The organism is Mycobacterium sp. E3298, from assembly GCF_001666895.1.
Lineage (GTDB): Bacteria > Actinomycetota > Actinomycetes > Mycobacteriales > Mycobacteriaceae > Mycobacterium.
Map to the genome: position 1 here is coordinate 1 of NZ_LZJB01000394.1, position 18,529 is coordinate 18,529.

Here is an 18,529-nt window from a genome sequence, read left to right on the forward strand (position 1 = left end):
GCGCACGTATAGCCCATTGTCGGATCTAGGAACAGGGCAAAAAACTCGTCCGAAACGTCGTAGATGGATTGCGATTCTTCATAGAACGGAGTCAATGTGGTCATGGGGTTCCCGATTACCCTTTCGCGTATTTAACGCGAGCATAATAACCGGAAAAACCAACATTGTCTTGACTTCGCGCGCTGGAATATCGGCGCCACGACGCCGGGCAGCTGCGCCGTCAGTAGGTGTAGAAGCCCTGGCCGGTTTTCTTGCCCAGCCGGCCCGCCTCGACCATGCGCAGCAACAGCGGCGGCGGACCGTAATGCGGTTCCTTGAACTCCTCGAACATCTTGTCCGCGATCAGCTTCAGGGTGTCCAGGCCCACCAGATCGGACAGCCGCAGCGGGCCCATCGGGTGTGACAGCCCGGCGACAACCGCCTTGTCGACGTCTTCGACGGTGGCAAAACCCGCCTCCACCATGCGAATTGCGGACAAGAGGTAGGGCACCAGCAGGGCGTTGACGACGAAGCCCGACCGGTCCGAGCAGCGCACCACCTGCTTGCCCAGGACGGCGCTCGCGAATTCCTCGGTTCGCGTGGCGGCGGCTTCGTCGGTGACCAGGGTGCTGACCAACTCGACCAGCGGGAGCACCGGGACCGGGTTGAAGAAGTGCAGACCCAGCACCCGCTGCGGATTCTTGGTGGCCGCTGCGATCTTCATGATCGGAATGCTGGACGTGTTGGACGCCAGCACCGCGTCGGGATCGGTGACGACGGCGTCGAGTTCGGCGAACACCTTGGCCTTGATGGCATCGTCCTCGATGATCGCCTCGATGACGAGCTGGCGGTCGGCGAGGTCCTTCAGATCGGTGGTGAAGGTGAGCTGGCTCAGCGCCCGGTCGCGTTCCCGCTCGGTCACCTTGCCCGCGCTGACGCCGCGCTCCAGGGACTTCACGATGCGGTTGCGCCCGGCCGTGATCAGCACCTCGGTGGTCTCGAACACCGTCACGTCGACGCCGGCTCTGACCGCGACTTCGGCGATGCCGGATCCCATCTGGCCGGCCCCGACCACCCCTACCCGCTGAATCGCTGCGTCGCTCACTGTGTTCTCTTTCGGTGTCGTATCGTCTTGCACCGCAATAGGCCCCGCCCAGGTTCGCTGGGCGGGGCCAATGCTACTTCACGGTGAGCAGCCGCAAACTCGCACGATCTGGATCGCAGCGGTGCGAGTTCGCGCCTGCTCGGCTCCGGAAGGGATCAGGGACTCAGTGACTCAAGCCATCGGTTTCACTTCGTCCTCGCGGGCCTAAGCCCGCTCGTCCTCAGTGAAACTGACCCTCTTCGGTGGAGCCGGTCAGCGCGGTGGTCGACGAAGTGGGGTCGACCGTGGTGGCGATGCGGTCGAAGTAACCCGCACCGACCTCGCGCTGGTGCTTGGTCGCGGTGTAACCGCGCTCCTCGGCGTCGAACTCGCGCTCCTGCAGCTCGACGTAAGCCGTCATCTGGTTGCGGGCGTAGCCGTAGGCCAGATCGAACATCGAGTAGTTCAGCGCGTGGAAGCCGGCCAGCGTGATGAACTGGAACTTGAATCCCATTGCGCCCAGCTCCTTTTGGAACTTGGCGATAGTCGCGTCGTCGAGGTGCTTCTTCCAGTTGAACGACGGCGAGCAGTTGTAGGCCAGCAACTGGTCGGGGAACTCGGCCTTGACGCCCTCGGCGAACTTGGCGGCCAGCTCGAGGTCCGGGGTGCCGGTCTCCATCCAGATCAGGTCGGAGTACGGCGCGTAGGCCTTGGCCCGGGCGATGCAGGGCTCGAGGCCGTTGCGCACCCGGTAGAAGCCCTCCTTGGTCCGCTCGCCGGTGATGAACGGCTGGTCGCGCTCGTCGACGTCCGAGGTGATCAGGGTTGCCGCCTCGGCGTCGGTGCGGGCGATCACGACGGTCGGCACGTCGGCGACGTCGGCCGCCAGGCGGGCCGAGGTCAGCGTGCGGATGTGCTGCTGGGTCGGGATGAGCACCTTGCCGCCGAGGTGGCCGCACTTCTTCTCCGAGGCCAGCTGGTCCTCCCAGTGCGAGCCCGCGACGCCCGCGGCGATCATGGCCTTCTGCAGCTCGTAGACGTTGAGCGCGCCACCGAAGCCCGCCTCGCCGTCGGCGACGATCGGCGCCAGCCAGTTCTCCACCGAGGTGTCGCCCTCGACCTTGGCGATCTGGTCCGCGCGCAGCAGCGCGTTGTTGATCCGGCGCACGACCTGCGGCACCGAGTTGGCCGGGTACAGGCTCTGGTCCGGGTAGGTGTGGCCGGAGAGGTTGGCGTCACCGGCGACCTGCCAACCCGACAGGTAGATGGCCTTGAGGCCGGCGCGGACTTGCTGGACGGCCATGTTGCCGGTCAGCGCGCCGAGCGCGTTGACGAACTCGAGGTCGTGCAGCTGGCTCCACAGCACCTCGGCGCCGCGGCGGGCCAGGGTGTTCTCCTCGACGACGCTGCCCTGCAGGGCGACGACGTCCTCGGCGCTGTAGGTGCGGGTGACACCCTTCCAACGGGGGTTGGTGTCCCAGTCCTTCTTGATTTGTTCGGCGCTCTTGGGGGTGCCAACGGCAGACATCGGGCATGCTCCTTAACGAATCTTCACTACTGAGATGGTGAACGCTGCACCGGCGGCAGCTAGAGGCTCAACTTCGCTGGTGTGCTAATTCGAAGATGACACAGCCCGACCACGCATTTCCACCCATTTCATTTGCCAATTTCGGCAACGACTCCGGGGGATTTAGCGAATGTTGCGAAGATGAACGGAAACTGAACCGTTTCAGAAGCTACCCGCTGGTAACCGGAATCCCCAGGTCAGCCGGGAAATTAACGGGACGCTTGTCCGGTTAGCGGGAGAAGATCGCGGCGACCGCTTTCGTCTCGTCACCGACCGCATATGTGAGCGTTGTAACAGTGCGATCGGTGAGGTTGGGGCCGAACTGATCGGTCGAACCGGGCGGGTGGACGTGCGAGATGATCTCCAGCTTGTCGCCCAGCGCCACCGGCGCCTCGTGCTCGATCGTGATGCGCAGCGGGAGTCGCATCAGCTCCAGGTGTGAAGCCAGGTAGTCCTCGATCACGCTCCAATAGACCGAGTTGTTCATGTGGTCGAACAAGTCGATGTCGGTGACCCGGACGGGGAACTCGTGGATCTCCGCGGCGTCGTCGCGACTGCCCGGCTTCAGATAGCCCTTCCAGCGCAGCCGGTCGATCGAGGTCGTCTTGTGCAGGCCGGCCAGGAAGTCGTCGGAGATGCGCGACGGCATCTGGGTCTCCCGGTTGATGTTGATCCAGAAGGCCTCGGATTCGATCAGCCCGCCCTTGCGTCCGTCGACGCGAACCCGCATCTCACACCACCGGTTCGACGTGCCCGAACACCACCGGCGGCACCGCAGCATGTCCTGAAACTCGATCGGCCGGATCAGGTCCAGCATCGTGCGGCGCACGATCCACAGCGGATGGGTTTCCTCGAAGCCCATCTCGCGCAGCTGATCCTGTCCGATGTCCTGGATGTGCCGGCACGCGGCGTCCAGCCGCAACCGGCCGGTGCGGTCGATGTCGGCCACCCGCAGCGGCCACTCGCGGTCGAAGACATCGGGGTGTCCGTCGGGAACCGGCATCAGTTCTTTGTCCAGGCTCACGGCTTAACTCCCCGTTTCCTCCTCGTGGGCGCCTCAGGCTAGCCCTGCGGTCTCGTTGCGAATCATGCCAACGACCTGTGCCAAAAACCAATCGCGACGCGTCCGCGGCCCCGTGCGAACCCTGCCAACATCCGCTTAGCAACCCGCTATCCTGGGCAAAGTGTCCAAGACGTTCGTCGGCTCCCGCGTCCGCCAGCTCCGCAACGAGCGCGGGTTCTCCCAGGCCGCTCTGGCCCAGATGCTGGAAATCTCGCCAAGCTACCTCAACCAGATCGAGCACGACGTCCGGCCCCTGACCGTGGCCGTGCTGCTGCGGATCACCGAGGTGTTCGGCGTGGACGCGACGTTCTTCGCCTCCCAGGACGACACCCGGCTGGTCGCCGAGCTGCGCGAGGTCACCATGGACCGCGACCTGGACATCGACGTCGACCCGGCCGAGGTGGCCGAGATGGTCGGCTCACATCCCGCGCTGGCCCGCGCGGTCGTCAACCTGCACCGGCGCTACCGGATCACCACGGCGCAGCTGGCCGCGGCCACCGAGGAGCGGTACTCCGATGGCAGCGGCACCGGATCGATCACCATGCCGCACGAGGAGGTGCGCGACTACTTCTACCAGCGGCAGAACTACCTGCACGAGCTGGACACCGCCGCCGAGGACCTGACGATCCAGATGCGACTGCACCACGGTGATCTGGCCCGCGAACTGAATCGCCGGCTGACCGAGGTGCACGGCGTGCACATCAACAGGCGGATCGATCTCGGCGACACCGTGCTACACCGGTATGAGCCCGGCACCAAGACGCTGGAGATCAGCAACCACCTCTCGCTCGGCCAACAGGTGTTCAAGATGGCGGCCGAACTGGCCTACCTCGAGTACGGCGATCTGATCGACACCCTGGTGGAGGAGGGCAAGTTCACCAGCGACGAGTCGCACACGCTCGCCCGGCTGGGGCTGGCCAATTACTTCGCCGCGGCGGCGGTGCTGCCCTATCGCCAATTCCACGACGTCGCAGAGAATTTCCGCTACGACGTCGAACGGTTGTCGTCCTTCTACTCGGTGAGCTACGAGACCATCGCGCACCGCCTCTCGACCCTGCAGCGACCGTCGATGCGGGGCGTGCCGTTCTCCTTCGTCCGGGTGGACCGGGCCGGCAACATGTCAAAACGGCAGTCCGCCACCGGCTTTCACTTCTCCTCCAGCGGCGGCACCTGCCCGCTGTGGAACGTCTACGAAACGTTCGCCAACCCGGGCAAGATCCTGGTGCAGATCGCCCAGATGCCCGACGGACGCAACTACATGTGGGTGGCCCGCACCGTGGAGCGCCGCGCCGCCCGGTATGGTCAGCCGGGTAAAACCTTCGCGATCGGCCTGGGTTGCGAGTTGCGCCACGCGCACCGGCTCGTCTACTCGGAAGGACTCGACGTCTCGGGAGGACCAGGAACAGTGGCCACACCGATCGGTGCGGGTTGCCGTGTCTGCGAACGCGACAACTGCCCGCAGCGGGCGTTCCCGGCCCTGGGCCGCGCCCTGGATCTGGACGAGCACCGCAGCACGGTCTCCCCGTATCTGGTGAAGCAACCGTGACCGCGCCTCAAGGCGGCCGCATCCCCTCGGGGCGGTTCCGCGAACTCGGGCTGATCAACTGGATTCTCGCGAAATCGGCCGCCCGCAAGGTCCGCGCGCCCGAGATGCACCTGTTCACCACGCTGGGCCAGAACAAATTCCTGTTCCTGGTGTGGAGCATCTACAGCGGCCGCGTGCTGCGCGGCCGCCTGCCGGCGATCGACACCGAGCTCGTGATCCTGCGCGTCGCGCATCTGCGCGCCTGCGAGTACGAGCTGCAGCACCATCGCCGGATGGCCGCCAATCAGGGCCTCGACGCGGACCTGCAGGACGCCATCTTCGCGTGGCCCGAGCGCCTGGACCGCGTGGAGGCGCGCCTGACCGTGCGCCAGCAGGCGCTGCTGAACGCCACCGACGAGTTCGTTAAGGACCGCACCATCACCGACGCCACCTGGCAGCAGCTCGCCCAGCACCTGGACCGGCGTCAGCTCATCGAATTCTGCTTGCTGGCAAGCCAATACGACGGCCTGGCCGCGACCATGTCGGCCCTGGCCATCCCGCTGGACAACCCGCGCCAGACCGGCCCCGCTCAGAGGTAGACGTTGGCCAGGACGGCCAGCGTCAGCAGCAGCGGCGGCACGGGCAACCCGAACCCGAATCCCGACCACGCGTATTTACGCCGCCGCCGCAAGAACGACGCCCACATCGTGGCGCAGACCGCCAGCGCGAGCGACAGCAGCAACACTGTCGGGGCCCACTGGCCCACCGCCGCGTTGTCGTCGGCGATCGAAAATGCCACCAACCACAGGACATAACCTGCGGCGAGGCCGCCGATGGCCCCCAGAACGATGTCGCTGCGCATGGGCCCTAGAAGTTGATCATGTGGCCGGTCAGGCCGTGGAAACACTCCTGCAGCGCCTCGGACAAGGTCGGATGGGTGTGGACGTTGCGGGCCAGCTCGGTGGCGGTCAGGTCCCACTTCTGCGCCAGGGTCAGCTCGGGCAGCAGCTCGGACACGTCGTGGCCGATCAGGTGCCCGCCCAGCAGCTCAAGGTGTTTCGCGTCGGCGATCAGCTTGGCGAAGCCGGTGGGGTCGCCCAGGCCGTGCGCCTTGCCGTTGGCGGTGAACGGGAATTTGGCCACCACCACGTCGTAGCCCTCGTCGCGGGCCTGCTGCTCGGTCAGCCCGAAGCTGGCCACCTGGGGCTGGCAGAACGTCGCCCGCGGCAGCATCCGGTAATCGCCAAGCGCCAAGGTCTCTGCGCCGGCGATTGTTTCGGCCGCCACCACGCCCATGGCCTCGGCGACGTGAGCGAGCATCAGCTTGCCGGTCACGTCCCCGATCGCGTAGATGTGCGGCACGCTCGTGACCATGTAGTCGTTGATCCCGATCGCCTTGCGGTCGGTCAGCGCGACGCCGGTGTTCTCCAAGCCAAAGCCCTCGACGTTGGGGGCAAACCCGATGGCCTGCAACACTTTCGCGGCCTTGAGTTCCTGCGTGTTGCCGTCCTTGCTGACGGCGACGGTGACCTCGGAGCCGTTGTCGGAGATCGACTCGACCTTGGTGCCGGTGAGGATCTTGACGCCCAGCTTCTTGAACTGCTTCTCCAGCTCCTTGGACACGTCGGCGTCCTCGTTGGGCAGCGCGCGCGGCAGGAACTCCACGATGGTCACGTCGACGCCGTAGTTCTTCATCACGTAGCCGAACTCCATGCCGATCGCACCGCAACCGGCGATGATGATCGACTCCGGCAGGTCCCGGGACAGAATCAGTTCCTCGTAGGTCACCACGTTCTCCGACAGCGACGTCCCGGGCACCAGCCGGGTGCTGCTGCCGGTGGCGATGATCGCGTTGTCGAACGTCACGGTGTCGGTGCCGCCGTCGTTGAGCTCAACGGACAACGTGTTGGCGTCGGTGAACCGGCCGTACCCGTGGATCTCGGTGATCTTGTTCTTCTTCATCAGGAAGTGCACGCCCGCGACCCGGCCCTCGGCCACCTTGCGGCTGCGGTCGAAGGCGACGCCGTAGTCGAAGGTCGCGTCGCCGTTCATCCCGAACGTCGCGGCCTCCTTGGTGAAGATGTGCACCAGCTCGGCGTTGCGCAGCAACGCCTTGGACGGGATGCAGCCGACGTTGAGGCAGACTCCGCCCCAGTACTTCGGCTCGACGACTGCGGTGTTGAGGCCAAGCTGCGCGGCGCGGATGGCTGCGACATATCCGCCGGGACCGGCCCCGAGGACGACGACGTCAAAATGGGTCACGGCCCCTACCCTAATGGCCGCCCGGCCGGGGCGTTAATACGGAATGAGGCCGACGAGGCAGTGGCCCACCCGCGCGCAGTGGTAATAGCCGAGCAGGGGCGCCGCGGCGGCCAGGGAGGCGAAGGGTCCGGACATCACCGCCAGCGCGAGCGCCGAGACCAGCGGCCTGCCCTCGACCATCGCGAGCAGCACGCCGGCGACGGCGCACGCCACCACATAGACCAGCACCACGAACAGCGCCGGGGTCGCGTCCGCCGAGTGGTACCACCAATAGAACAGGCCGAGGCCGAGGACCGCGGCCAAGCACCACACGCCGAGCGCGACCAGCAGCAGCTTCCACCACTTCAGGTAGAGGTAGCGGCCGGGGACGGTGACCGGTTGCACCGGCGTGGCGGCGGATTCGGTGGCCGCATCGGCATCGTCGGCGGGCGGCTCGGACGTCGGGGGCTCGTCCGGCGCCGCCGCCGGGCGCTCGCCGGTGTCCTCGTCGGAATCCGAGAAATCCGGCTGCCACGACTGAGTGCCAGGGCCTTCGTCGTCGTCGGAGAAGTCGGGCTTCCACGACTGGGTGCCCGGGCTCGACGGGGTGTCGTCGTCAGCCACGTGATGTCACCTGGAGGGCGACCAGGACGCCGAACCAGCCCGGGGCCACCGCCAAGGCGAACGCGCCGAGCATCGTCACCCACCGGCGTCCGGAGAAAAGGATCGTCACCAGCCCGGCGACGCTCGGAATCCCGACGACCAGCGCGAGGGCGAAGGCCGGGCGGATGCTCCCGTGCACCGTCCCGGCGAATCCCACCCCCGCCAACAGCCCGACCGCGGCGCCGACCAGCATGGCGCCGGCCAACAACCGCGGGCGCGGGAGGGGGATCACGTCTTCGAGGTTACTGCCGTCACCGACCCGGAGGGCACGTTCGCGCCGCCGTGTCAGTCACCACCTGACCGCGCGCCGAAGGGCGCTCGCCGCGTTCGTAATCGGCGCCGGTGATGACCGGCGTGGCCCGTAGCTCGCCCTGTTCGTCCTCGGTGAAGACGCGGCCGCGGGACAAGAAACGCAGCCCCTCGGGGGCTTCCACGCTGAACCCGCCGCCACGGCCGGGAACCACGTCGATGACCAGCTGGGTGTGCTTCCATGCCTCGTACTGCGGGCCCGAGATCCACACCGGCACCCCGTCCCCGACGTCGAGCACGCCGAGCAACACGTCGCGGTCGCCGACCAGGAAGTCATCCAAGGGGTAGCACATCGGCGACGACCCGTCGCAGCACCCGCCGGACTGGTGAAACATCAGCGGGCCGTGTTTCTCCTGCAGGCGCGCCAGCAGTTCGGCGGCGCCGGCGGTGACCACGACGCCGGGGACCATCAGAAGAATCCCTGCGCCTTGTCCGAGTAGGACACCATCAGGTTCTTGGTCTGCTGGTAATGGTCGAGCATCATCTTGTGGTTCTCCCGGCCGATGCCGGACTGCTTGTAGCCGCCGAACGCGGCGTGCGCGGGATAGGCGTGGTAGCAGTTGACCCACACCCGGCCGGCCTGGATGTCGCGTCCGGCCCGATAGGCGGTGTTGCCGTCGCGGCTCCACACCCCGGCGCCCAGGCCGTAGAGGGTGTCGTTGGCGATCGAGATCGCGTCGTCGTAGTCGGAGAACGACGTCACCGTGACGACGGGACCGAAGATCTCCTCCTGGAAGATCCGCATCTTATTGTTGCCGGCGAAGATGGTGGGCTGCATGTAGTAGCCGCCCGACAGGTCGCCGCCCAGCTCGGCCCGCTCGCCCCCGGTGATGATCTTGGCGCCCTCGTCCTTGCCAATCTCGATGTAGGACAACACCTTTTCCAGCTGATCGTTGGAGGCCTGCGAGCCCAACATGGTCTCGGAGTCCAGCGGGTCGCCCTGCCGCACCGCCTTGGTCCGGATGGCCGCTAGCTCGAGGAACTCGTCGTAGATGTCGGACTGGATCAGGCTGCGCGACGGGCAGGTGCACACCTCGCCCTGGTTCAGGGCGAACATGGTGAAGCCCTCGAGGGCCTTGTCCTGGAAGTCGTCGCCCTTGGCCATCACGTCGGAGAAGAAGATGTTCGGGCTCTTGCCGCCGAGTTCCAGCGTGACCGGGATCAGGTTCTGCGAGGCGTACTGCATGATCAGCCGGCCGGTGGTGGTTTCACCGGTGAACGCCACCTTGGCGATGCGGTTGCTCGACGCCAGCGGCTTGCCCGCCTCGGCGCCGAATCCGTTGACCACGTTGACCACGCCAGCCGGCAACAGGTCGCCGATGAGCGACATCAGGTAGAGCACCGAGACCGGCGTCTGTTCGGCGGGTTTGAGCACGACGGCGTTGCCGGCCGCCAGCGCAGGCGCCAGCTTCCAGGTGGCCATCAGGATCGGGAAGTTCCACGGGATGATCTGCCCGACCACCCCGAGCGGCTCGTGGAAGTGGTACGCGACGGTGTTCTCGTCGATCTGCGACAGCGAACCCTCCTGCGCCCGGATCGCCCCGGCGAAGTAGCGGAAATGGTCGACCGCCAAGGTGATGTCGGCGCCGAGCGCCTCGCGGATCGGTTTGCCGTTGTCCCAGACTTCGGCGACCGCCAGCGCGGCCTTGTTCTCCTCGATGCGGTCGGCGATCTTGTTCAGGATCAGCGCCCGTTCCGCGGGGGCGGTCTTGCCCCACGCCTTCGCCGCCCCGTGCGCGGCGTCGAGCGCCTTTTCGATGTCGGCCTCGTCGGACCGGGCCACCTCGCAGAACGGCTGGCCGGTCACCGGTGTCGGGTTCTCGAAGTAGCGGCCCTGCGCCGGCGGCACCCACTGCCCCCCGATGAAGTTGTCGTAGCGGGATTCGTACGACATCAAGGCCCCAGCGGAACCTGGACGTGCGAAAACAGTCATCTGCTCGGCCCTTCGCTCGTCGGTGTAATACACCTCACACTACCGCCGGAGGCCACAATGGCGTCCATGACCTCACACGCCGCCGCCGACCGCGAAGATGCCCAAGACCCCTACCTGTGGCTCGAGGATGTCACCGGCGACGAGGCGCTGGATTGGGTGCGGGCGCGCAACGAACCGACGCTGGCGGCGTTCCGCGACGCGGAATTCGAGCGGATGCGCGTCGAGGCGCTCGAGGTGCTCGACACCGATGCCCGCATCCCGTACGTGGTCCGCCGCGGCGAGTACCTGTACAACTTCTGGCGCGACGCCGCCAACCCGCGCGGGCTGTGGCGGCGCACCACATTGGACAGCTATCGCACCGACGCCCCCGAGTGGGACGTGCTGATCGACGTAGACGAACTGGGGCGAGCTGACAACGAGAAGTGGGTGTGGGCAGGCGCCCGTGTCATCGAACCGGAATACACGCGCGCGCTGGTCTCGCTGTCCAGGGGCGGCTCGGACGCCTCCATCGTCCGCGAATTCGACATGGCGACACGCCAATTCGTCGCCGACGGTTTCGCGCTGCCGGAGGCCAAGTCCCAGGTCGCCTGGGTGGACCCCGACACCGTGCTGGTCGGCACGGATTTCGGCGACGGCTCGCTCACCGATTCGGGCTACCCCCGCGTGATCAAGCGGTGGCGCCGCGGCACCGCGCTGACCGATGCGGAAGCCGTGTTCGAGGGCGCCCCCACCGACGTCAGCGTGTCCGCGACGGTGGACCGAATCGAAGGCTTCGAGCGCACGGTGTTGGGGCGGGCCCTGGACTTCTGGAACGAAGAGGTCTATGAACTGCGGGGCCCGGAGCTGATCCGGATCGACGCGCCCACCGACGCGAGCTTGTCGATACACCGCGAATGGCTGTTGATCGAGCTGCGCACCGACTGGTTCTACGGCGCCCAGAGCTACCCCGCCGGTTCTCTGCTGGCGGCCCGTTACGACGAATTCCTCGCGGGCACGGCCGAATTGAGTGTGGTGTTCTCGCCCGACGAGCACACCGCCCTGAATCACTACGCATGGACGCGGGACCGGTTGTTGATGGTCAGCCTCGCCGACGTGGCAAGCCGCGTGGAAATCGTCACGCCGCCCTCGTCACGCGGCGACTGGCGCCGTGAGCCGGTCGCCGGCATTCCGGAGGCGACCAACACCGTCGTCGTCGCCGCCGACGACAAAGGCGACGAGTTCTTCCTCGACTCGAGCGGATTCGTCACACCCTCCCGGCTCATGCGCGGCACCGGCGCCGGCCCACTCGAGCAGGTCAAGTCGGCGCCCGCCTTCTTCGACGCCGAAAACCTCTCCGTGGCACAGCATTTCGTGGAATCGGACGACGGCACCTCGATCCCGTACTTCGTGGTGCGGCCGGCCGACGCGGCGGGCCCGGGCCCGACCATGCTGTACGGCTACGGCGGCTTCGAATCCGCGAACACCCCCGCCTACAGCGGCGTGCTCGGCCGGCTCTGGCTGGCCCGTGGCGGCACCTACGTGCTCGCCAACATCCGTGGCGGCGGCGAGTACGGCCCCCGCTGGCACACCCAGGCCATGCGCGAGAACCGGCACAAGGTGGCCGAGGACTTCGCAGCGGTGGCAACGGATTTGGTGAACCGCGGCATCACGACCGTGGATCAGCTCGGCGCGCAGGGCGGCAGCAACGGCGGCCTGCTCATGGGCATCATGCTGACCCGGTACCCCGACAGATTCGGTGCGCTGGTGTGCAGCGTCCCGCTGCTGGACATGAAGCGCTACCACCTGCTGCTGGCCGGCGCGTCGTGGATGGCCGAATACGGCGACCCCGACGACCCGGGTGACTGGGCGTTCATCTCCGAATATTCGCCCTATCAGAACATTTCGGCGACGCGCCACTACCCGCCGGTGCTGATGACCACCTCGACCCGCGACGATCGCGTGCATCCGGGCCATGCGCGCAAGATGACGGCCGCCCTCGAGGCGGCCGGGCACCCCGTCTTCTACTACGAGAACATCGAGGGCGGGCACGCCGGCGCGGCCGACAACCAGCAGGTGGCGTTCAAGTCGGCGCTCACCTATTCGTTCCTGTGGCGGATGCTGGCCGGCCCATTGACCGGGTCATAAGATCGTCGACGTGTCCGCGACCCAACGCATCGAACTCACCCTGCTGGCGACCGGATTGATCTTCGTGCTGGTTTCGGCGGCGCAGGCGCGCTACCGGTTCATCGGTGACCGCCGGGCCGGCCGGCGGTTCTACTGGGCGACCGCGGCGATCGGCACCGTGTGTTTCGCGATCGGCACGGGCAAGCTCTGGCCCAACGCCGTCTGCGTGGCGGTGATCTTCACCGGCCTGGTCGTCATGTCGGCCTACCTGACGACGCCCTATCTCAAGATCGGTGACCGCATCTACGCGTCGTCGCCGGAAAACCGACAGCCCGACCCCTAAGGAAGCCATGCCAGGGAGCGACTTCCAGACGCTGCTGTACACCACGGCCGGCCCGGTGGCCACCATCACGCTGAACCGTCCGGAGCAGCTCAACACCATCGTGCCGCCCATGCCCGACGAGATCGAGGCGGCCGTCGGGCTGGCGGAGCGCGACCAGCAGATCAAGGTCATCGTGCTGCGCGGCGCCGGCCGCGCCTTCTCGGGTGGCTTCGACTTCGGCGGCGGCTTTCAGCAGTGGGGCGAGGCCATGATGACCGACGGCCGCTGGGACCCCGGCAAGGACTTCGCGATGGTCACCGCCCGTGAGACGGCGCCGACGCAGAAGTTCATGGCGATCTGGCGGGCGTCCAAGCCGGTGATCGCCCAGGTGCATGGCTGGTGCGTCGGCGGGGCCAGCGACTACGCGTTGTGCGCGGACCTGGTCATCGCCAGCGAGGACGCGGTGATCGGCACCCCGTACAGCCGGATGTGGGGCACATACCTGAGCGGGATGTGGCTCTACCGGCTCAGTTTCGCCAAGGTCAAGTGGCATTCGCTGACGGGCCGGCCGCTGACCGGCGTCCAGGCGGCCGAGATCGAGCTGATCAACGAGGCGGTGCCGTTCGAACGCCTGGAGGCCCGGGTCGCCGAGATCGCCGCCGAGCTCGCGCGCATCCCGCTGTCGCAGCTGCGGGCGCAGAAGCTGATCGTCAACCAGGCCTACGAGAACATGGGGTTGGCGTCCACCCAGACGCTGGGCGGCATCCTCGACGGCCTGATGCGCAACACTCCCGACGCGCTCGATTTCATCAACACGGCCGAAACCCAGGGCGTGCGGGCGGCCGTCGAGCGCCGCGACGGCCCGTTCGGCGACTACAGCCAGGCCCCGCCGGAGCTGCGGCCCGACCCCTCACACGTCATCGTGCCTGATCGGGACCAATGCTGAGACAAACTAGGAACCTGGCGGCCGCCGGTCAAAAAGTGTTACCGTTACAGCTATGTCTCGGCTGAACACCGGCTTGCGCGCAGGCGCCGCCTTCCTCGCCCTCGGCATCGCCGCGGCGGTCTTCCCGAAGACCGCCGTCGCCGATTCGACGGAGGACTTCCCGATTCCGCGCAGGATGATCAACACCACGTGCGACGCCGAGCAGATCATGGCGGCAACCCGCGATACCAGCCCGGTGTACTACCAGCGCTACATGATCGACTTCAACAACCACCCGAACGTCCAGCAGGCGACGATCGACAAGGTGCACTGGTTCTACTCACTGTCGCCGGAGGACCGCCGCACCTACTCCGAGAACTTCTACAACAACGACCCGCTGTGGTACGCGTGGCCCAACCACATGAAGCTCTTCTTCAACAACAAGGGCGTCGTCGCGAAGGCCACCGACGTGTGCGCCCAATACCCGCCCGGCGACATGTCGGTGTGGAACTGGGCCTAACGCCTCAAGAATCCGCGCGTCCCTGAGAGGAAGGGGACGCGCGGATTTTTTTGTCCCGCAGGGTCAGCGCGGCTGTACCACTCCGCCCGCCGGACGCTCCTCGACGTTCTTGAGAAGGAATTCGCGCACGGCGGGACGCGGTCCGTACGGTCGCAGCATGGTGCTGGCCGGTCGTGGCCGCACGTGCTGCGGCCACCAGAACCAGCGCCCGAGCAAGGTGGCCAGCGACGGCGTCATGAACGACCGCACGATCAAGGTGTCGAATAGCAGACCCAGCGCGATCGTCGTGCCCACCTGGGCCATCACCAGCAACGGGCTGAACATGAACGTGGCCATGGTGGCGGCGAAGACCAGACCGGCGGAGGTCACCACCGAGCCCGAACCGGCCATCGCGCGGATCGTCCCCGTTCTGAGCCCGGCGTGGATTTCCTCCTTGAACCGCGATATCAGCAACAGGTTGTAGTCCGAACCGACCGCCAGCAGCAGGATGATCGCCATCGCCAGCACCATCCAGTGCAACTTCATGCCCAGGATGTACTGCCAGAGCAGCACGGAGAGTCCGAATGAGGCGCCCAGTGACAGCAACACCGTGCCGACGATCACGAAGGCCGCCACGACGCTTCGGGTGATCACCAGCATGATGATGAAAATCAGTGTGGCTGCGGCAATTCCGGCGATCAGCAGGTCGATGTCGGAGCCGTCGTGCATGTCCTTGTACGTCGCGGCGGTACCGCCGAGGTAGACCTTGGAGCCCTCCCAGGGCGTGCCCTTGATCGCCTCGTGCACGGCCTGTTTGATCGGCTCGATGTGGCTGATGCCTTCTGGACTCGCCGGGTCGCCTTCATGGGAGATGATCAACCGGACCGCGTGCCCGTCCGGTGAAATGAAGTTCTTCAAACCCCGCGCGAAATCCGGGCTCTTGAACGCCTCCGGCGGGAGGTAGAACGTGTCGTCATTCTTCGCTTTGTCGAAGGCGTCACCTTGCGCGGTGGCGTTGTCCGCCTGCGCTTTCGCCTGTTCGTTGAGCCCCATCGTGGTCGCGTAGTTCGACATGATGGTGTCGAGGTTGCGCTGCTGACTCTCGATCTGCGGCGGTATGAGCGCCACCAACTCCGGCTGAATCCGGTCCAGCTTGTCCAGATTCGCGCTGAGCTCCACGATGTTCTGGGCCACCTGGTCGATGCCGTCGAGCGCGTTGAAGACCGACCGTAGCGCCCAGCAGACCGGGATGTCGTAGCAGTGCCGCTCCCAGTAGAAAAAGCTGCGGATCGGCCGCAAGAAGTCGTCGAAGTTGGCGATGTCGTCGCGCAACGCCTCGGTGATCTTCACGGTTTCTTTGGTGAGCCTGGTGGTTTCGTGGGTCGTGTTGCTGAGGTCTTGGGTCACCCGCATCTGTTCATGCAGGGTGGCCATGGTCTTCTTCAGCTCGTCGGCCTGCTTGAGCAGGTTCGCCGCCTGCTCGTCCTGATAGTGCTGGGTCTGGATCCGCCCCGCGGCTTGTGCGCTCATCTGAAAACCGAGGGTGCTGTGGTCGAGTGGCGTGCCCAACGGCCGGGTGATGGTCTGCACCCGGCCGATGCCGGGGATGTGGAAGACCGCCTTGGCAACCTTGTCCAGGACCAGGAAGTCGGCCGGGTTGCGCAAGTCGTGATCGGTTTCGATCATCAACAACTCGGGATTGAGCCGAGCCTGGTCGAAGTGCCGGTCCGCGGCGGCATAGCCGACATTGGCCGGGGTGTCCGCCGGCAGGAAATGGCGGTTGTCGTAGTCCGTCTTGTAGCCGGGCAGGGCGAGCAGGCCAACCAATGCGATCCCGATGGTCACCGCGAGAACCGGGGCGGGCCAGCGGACGACCGCGGTGCCGATGCGACGCCAGCCCTGAGTCGCCAGCTTGCGCTTCGGATCCATGAGCTTGAAGAACGACGCGACGGTCAGCACTGCGGGGCCCAGGGTCAACGCGGCGAGCACCGCTACCAACATGCCGATGGCGCATGGTGCGCCCAATGACTGGAAATACGGCAATCGGCAGAAGCTCAGGCAGTACATCGCGCCGGCGATGGTCAGGCCCGACCCGAGCACGACATGCGCGGTGCTATGGAACATGGTGTAGAAGGCTTGTTCGCGGGTCTCGCCCAGACCGCGGGCCTCGTGGTAGCGGCCGACCACGAAAATCGCGTAGTCCGTTCCGGCGGCGATCGCCATCAACACCAACAAATTGTTGGCGAACGTGGATAGTCCGATGATTTCGTAGTTGGCCAGCAAGGCAACGACGCCGCGAGCCGCGGCCAACTCGATGAACACCATCGCCAGCATGATCAGCATGGTGGTCACCGAGCGGTAGACGAACAGCAGCATCACCACGATCACCAAAAAAGTGACAAGGGTGACGAGCGCGACGCCCTTCTCGCCCGCGTGGGACTGGTCGGCGAACAGCGGACCCGCGCCGGTGACGTATGCCTTGATTCCCGGCGGCGCGGGCACCGAGTCCACGATCTTGCGCAGGGCCAGGGCAGACTCGCTGGCCTGCCCGCTGCCCATGTTGCCGGAGAGGTAAACCTGGACGTACGCGGCCTTCTGGTCGTGGCTCTGGGAACCCGCCGCCGTCAGCGGATCACTCCAGAAATCCTGCACGTGCTGAACGTGCTTCTTGTCTTGCTCGACGCGCCTGACGATCTCGTCGTAATAGCGGTGCGCTTCTGCCCCGAGGGGCTTGTCGCCCTCCAGCAAGATCATGGCCGAGTTGTCGGAGTTGAATTCTTTGAACGTCGATCCGACCTTCATCATCGACTGAAAGGAAGCCGCGTCAGTCGGACTCATCGACACCGAGTGGTTTTTGGCGACCGCCTCCAGCTGCGGGGCCGCGGTGTTCGTGACGAACACGATGGCCAACCAGATCAGGACGATCGGCAGGGCGAGCCGGTGGATCATCCGCGGCAGGAACGGCGGGATCAGCGGCTGCGAGATTGGCGGCGCGGCAGATTCAGCCTCACTTGGCTCGCTCATGCGGACTTGTCCAGGCAGTAGACGAAGGGGTTCACGTTTTCGTTGGAATCTGAGCGATTCGGGGCCTTGATGACGTCACCGTGCCCGTCGTGGTTGTTCACGACGAATTGGCAGGCGATCCAGCTGCCGTCTCCCTGCGCGATCAGGTTTGCCGGGATGCCGGGCTTCGTGGAACTCAGCACGATGCTCCACGGCAGGGGCACGTTGAGGGCCTGTTGCGGATGGGAGTTCTCGTCGAGGTAGTTGATGGTTGCGGTGCTGCCCGGTGAGCCCCAGACCTGGAGCGTGATCGTCTTGGCGTTGAACTCATCGAGCACCTCGCCCGACGTGCCGCCACCGAACGAACCCTTGTGAACACCGAAGACGCCGTGCAATCGGTAGACGACGAATCCGGACAGCGCGACGACAGCCGCGATCGTGAGCACCAACCAGGACCGCCCCAACAGCCCCCTCTTCCCGGCGCGCCGCGGAGCGGCATCGTTTCCCTTCCCGCCGGCAGAGCCTTGTCTCTCGAGCGGCTCGGTTCTTGGCTCAGTCGTCGTCATGGGCACCCCAAGTCCTTCCCCCTGATCATGGCTTCTCCGCGATGAGGCCGACGCACGTCGCCGTCAGCAAGCGGGTGAGGGCCGAGGCGAAGTCCAGATTCCATTCGGGCGGAATCACTTCCGGCTCCTCGGCATAGGCATCGTTGAGGCGCTCCGGCGGGTTGGCGACCTGCCACAGCGTGGCCGCCAGCGAGTACGCGGCGAGCAGAATGTCGAGCGACCCCGAGCGGCCGAGTTCGGGCAGCGCGCTCTCGATGGAATCGGCGAGCGAGAGCGTGGCGGCGGTGCTGATGCGCTTGACCTCCACGACCCGCTCGACGTCCACCTCGTGCTCGAGGTGGAGGTGCAGGTTGGCCAGCAGGTCGCAGAACAGCGGGTCCTGGGCGAGGGCGTCGGCCAGTGTCTCGGCGATTTGCGGCGGCGACTTGCGGCCGGGTGCGGCGAGCTTCTCGGACACCGTGTTCGACCAGCGCACCCACCCTTCGGCGGACAGGTGCAGCAGCACTTCCTTGTGCGAGGTGAAGTAACGACGGACGGCGGAGTAGTGAATGCCGGCCCGATTGGCGACGGCGGTCAACGTGACCGACGCGACGCCGGTCTCGAGCGCCAGTGAACGCGCGGCTTCCACGAGTGCCTCCGCACGTTGGCGCTTCTTCTCCTCGGTGCGGGCGCGCTGGAAGGTTAACTGCGCCACCGGCCGAGCGTAACGCACATTGTGTGATTTGCATAACGCACGGGACGTGACTT

At 66.0% G+C, this 18,529-nt stretch carries 19 protein-coding genes; 6 read left to right on the plus strand and 13 right to left on the minus strand.

Going from position 1 to position 18,529, the window contains the following annotated elements; translation table 11 throughout:
- From A9X05_RS29930 to A9X05_RS18490, 4 genes are all read right to left on the minus strand, one after another.
- Nucleotides 1-104, minus strand: a 104-nt coding sequence (locus A9X05_RS29930; RefSeq protein WP_197499120.1) for a class I SAM-dependent methyltransferase, incomplete at its 3' end; no start/stop codon positions are given.
- Nucleotides 105-220: 116 nt separating this feature from the next.
- The gene (locus A9X05_RS18480) at nt 221-1,084 is read right to left on the minus strand and encodes a 3-hydroxybutyryl-CoA dehydrogenase (protein WP_067783236.1); all 864 of its coding nucleotides are present in this window, start codon (nt 1,082-1,084) and stop codon (nt 221-223) included.
- A gap of 220 nt (nt 1,085-1,304) precedes the next feature.
- Nucleotides 1,305-2,591 carry an isocitrate lyase gene (gene aceA, locus A9X05_RS18485; RefSeq protein ID WP_067783238.1) on the minus strand — a complete coding sequence of 429 codons (1,287 nt, stop codon included), beginning with the start codon at nt 2,589-2,591 and terminating at the stop codon, nt 1,305-1,307.
- Nucleotides 2,592-2,859: 268 nt separating this feature from the next.
- Nucleotides 2,860-3,654 (minus strand): acyl-[acyl-carrier-protein] thioesterase, encoded by a 795-nt coding sequence (locus A9X05_RS18490; RefSeq protein ID WP_067755550.1) that lies wholly within the window; start codon nt 3,652-3,654, stop codon nt 2,860-2,862.
- Between the two features lie 160 nt (nt 3,655-3,814).
- Between A9X05_RS18490 and ramB the strand changes: the two genes are divergently transcribed.
- Together ramB and A9X05_RS18500 are read left to right on the plus strand one after the other, a co-directional pair.
- Nucleotides 3,815-5,239: an acetate metabolism transcriptional regulator RamB gene (ramB, locus tag A9X05_RS18495; protein WP_067783243.1), complete on the plus strand. Its 1,425-nt coding sequence runs from the start codon at nt 3,815-3,817 to the stop codon at nt 5,237-5,239.
- Nucleotides 5,236-5,817, plus strand: coding sequence for a carboxymuconolactone decarboxylase family protein (locus A9X05_RS18500; protein WP_067783246.1), 582 nt, complete (start codon nt 5,236-5,238; stop codon nt 5,815-5,817). Before ramB ends, A9X05_RS18500 begins: the two co-directional genes overlap by 4 nt.
- Here A9X05_RS18500 and A9X05_RS18505 read toward each other — a convergent pair.
- From A9X05_RS18505 to A9X05_RS18530, 6 genes are read right to left on the minus strand one after another with little or no spacing between them, the layout of a single operon-like run.
- Nucleotides 5,808-6,080: a hypothetical protein gene (locus A9X05_RS18505; protein ID WP_067755559.1), complete on the minus strand. Its 273-nt coding sequence runs from the start codon at nt 6,078-6,080 to the stop codon at nt 5,808-5,810. The genes A9X05_RS18500 and A9X05_RS18505 overlap by 10 nt on opposite strands.
- 5 nt (nt 6,081-6,085) lie before the next feature.
- Complete coding sequence (lpdA, locus tag A9X05_RS18510; protein WP_067755562.1) at nt 6,086-7,480, minus strand: dihydrolipoyl dehydrogenase; 1,395 nt, start codon at nt 7,478-7,480, stop codon at nt 6,086-6,088.
- Between the two features lie 33 nt (nt 7,481-7,513).
- Nucleotides 7,514-8,083 carry a hypothetical protein gene (locus A9X05_RS18515; RefSeq protein ID WP_067783250.1) on the minus strand — a complete coding sequence of 190 codons (570 nt, stop codon included), beginning with the start codon at nt 8,081-8,083 and terminating at the stop codon, nt 7,514-7,516.
- Nucleotides 8,076-8,354, minus strand: a complete 279-nt coding sequence (locus A9X05_RS18520) for a putative holin (protein WP_067755570.1) — start codon at nt 8,352-8,354, stop codon at nt 8,076-8,078. Before A9X05_RS18520 ends, A9X05_RS18515 begins: the two co-directional genes overlap by 8 nt.
- A 19-nt stretch (nt 8,355-8,373) precedes the next feature.
- The gene (locus A9X05_RS18525; RefSeq protein WP_067783253.1) at nt 8,374-8,841 is read right to left on the minus strand and encodes a DUF779 domain-containing protein; all 468 of its coding nucleotides are present in this window, start codon (nt 8,839-8,841) and stop codon (nt 8,374-8,376) included.
- Nucleotides 8,841-10,364 (minus strand): aldehyde dehydrogenase family protein, encoded by a 1,524-nt coding sequence (locus tag A9X05_RS18530; protein ID WP_067755583.1) that lies wholly within the window; start codon nt 10,362-10,364, stop codon nt 8,841-8,843. The genes A9X05_RS18525 and A9X05_RS18530 overlap by 1 nt, the downstream gene beginning before the upstream one ends.
- Nucleotides 10,365-10,430: 66 nt before the next feature.
- Here A9X05_RS18530 and A9X05_RS18535 point away from each other — a divergent pair, with 66 nt between their 5' ends.
- From A9X05_RS18535 to A9X05_RS18550, 4 genes are read left to right on the plus strand one after another with little or no spacing between them, the layout of a single operon-like run.
- A complete protein-coding gene (locus A9X05_RS18535; protein ID WP_067783267.1) occupies nt 10,431-12,488 on the plus strand; it encodes a prolyl oligopeptidase family protein in 2,058 nt (685 codons plus the stop codon).
- Nucleotides 12,489-12,498: 10 nt separating this feature from the next.
- Nucleotides 12,499-12,810 (plus strand): hypothetical protein, encoded by a 312-nt coding sequence (locus A9X05_RS18540; protein ID WP_067755577.1) that lies wholly within the window; start codon nt 12,499-12,501, stop codon nt 12,808-12,810.
- A gap of 7 nt (nt 12,811-12,817) precedes the next feature.
- The gene (locus A9X05_RS18545) at nt 12,818-13,735 is read left to right on the plus strand and encodes a crotonase/enoyl-CoA hydratase family protein (protein WP_067783256.1); all 918 of its coding nucleotides are present in this window, start codon (nt 12,818-12,820) and stop codon (nt 13,733-13,735) included.
- A gap of 52 nt (nt 13,736-13,787) precedes the next feature.
- The gene (locus A9X05_RS18550) at nt 13,788-14,234 is read left to right on the plus strand and encodes a DUF5078 domain-containing protein (RefSeq protein WP_067311930.1); all 447 of its coding nucleotides are present in this window, start codon (nt 13,788-13,790) and stop codon (nt 14,232-14,234) included.
- Between the two features lie 63 nt (nt 14,235-14,297).
- On the opposite strand, the gene A9X05_RS18555 is transcribed toward A9X05_RS18550, so the two are convergent.
- The 3 genes from A9X05_RS18555 to A9X05_RS18565 are packed head-to-tail and all read right to left on the minus strand — an operon-like array spanning nt 14,298 to nt 18,494.
- Complete coding sequence (locus A9X05_RS18555) at nt 14,298-17,237, minus strand: RND family transporter (RefSeq protein WP_067783259.1); 2,940 nt, start codon at nt 17,235-17,237, stop codon at nt 14,298-14,300.
- Nucleotides 17,234-17,782, minus strand: a complete 549-nt coding sequence (locus A9X05_RS18560) for an MmpS family transport accessory protein (protein WP_067747993.1) — start codon at nt 17,780-17,782, stop codon at nt 17,234-17,236. Before A9X05_RS18560 ends, A9X05_RS18555 begins: the two co-directional genes overlap by 4 nt.
- 25 nt (nt 17,783-17,807) lie before the next feature.
- Nucleotides 17,808-18,494 (minus strand): TetR family transcriptional regulator, encoded by a 687-nt coding sequence (locus A9X05_RS18565; protein WP_156669875.1) that lies wholly within the window; start codon nt 18,492-18,494, stop codon nt 17,808-17,810.
- Between the last annotated feature and the right edge of the window lie 35 nt (nt 18,495-18,529).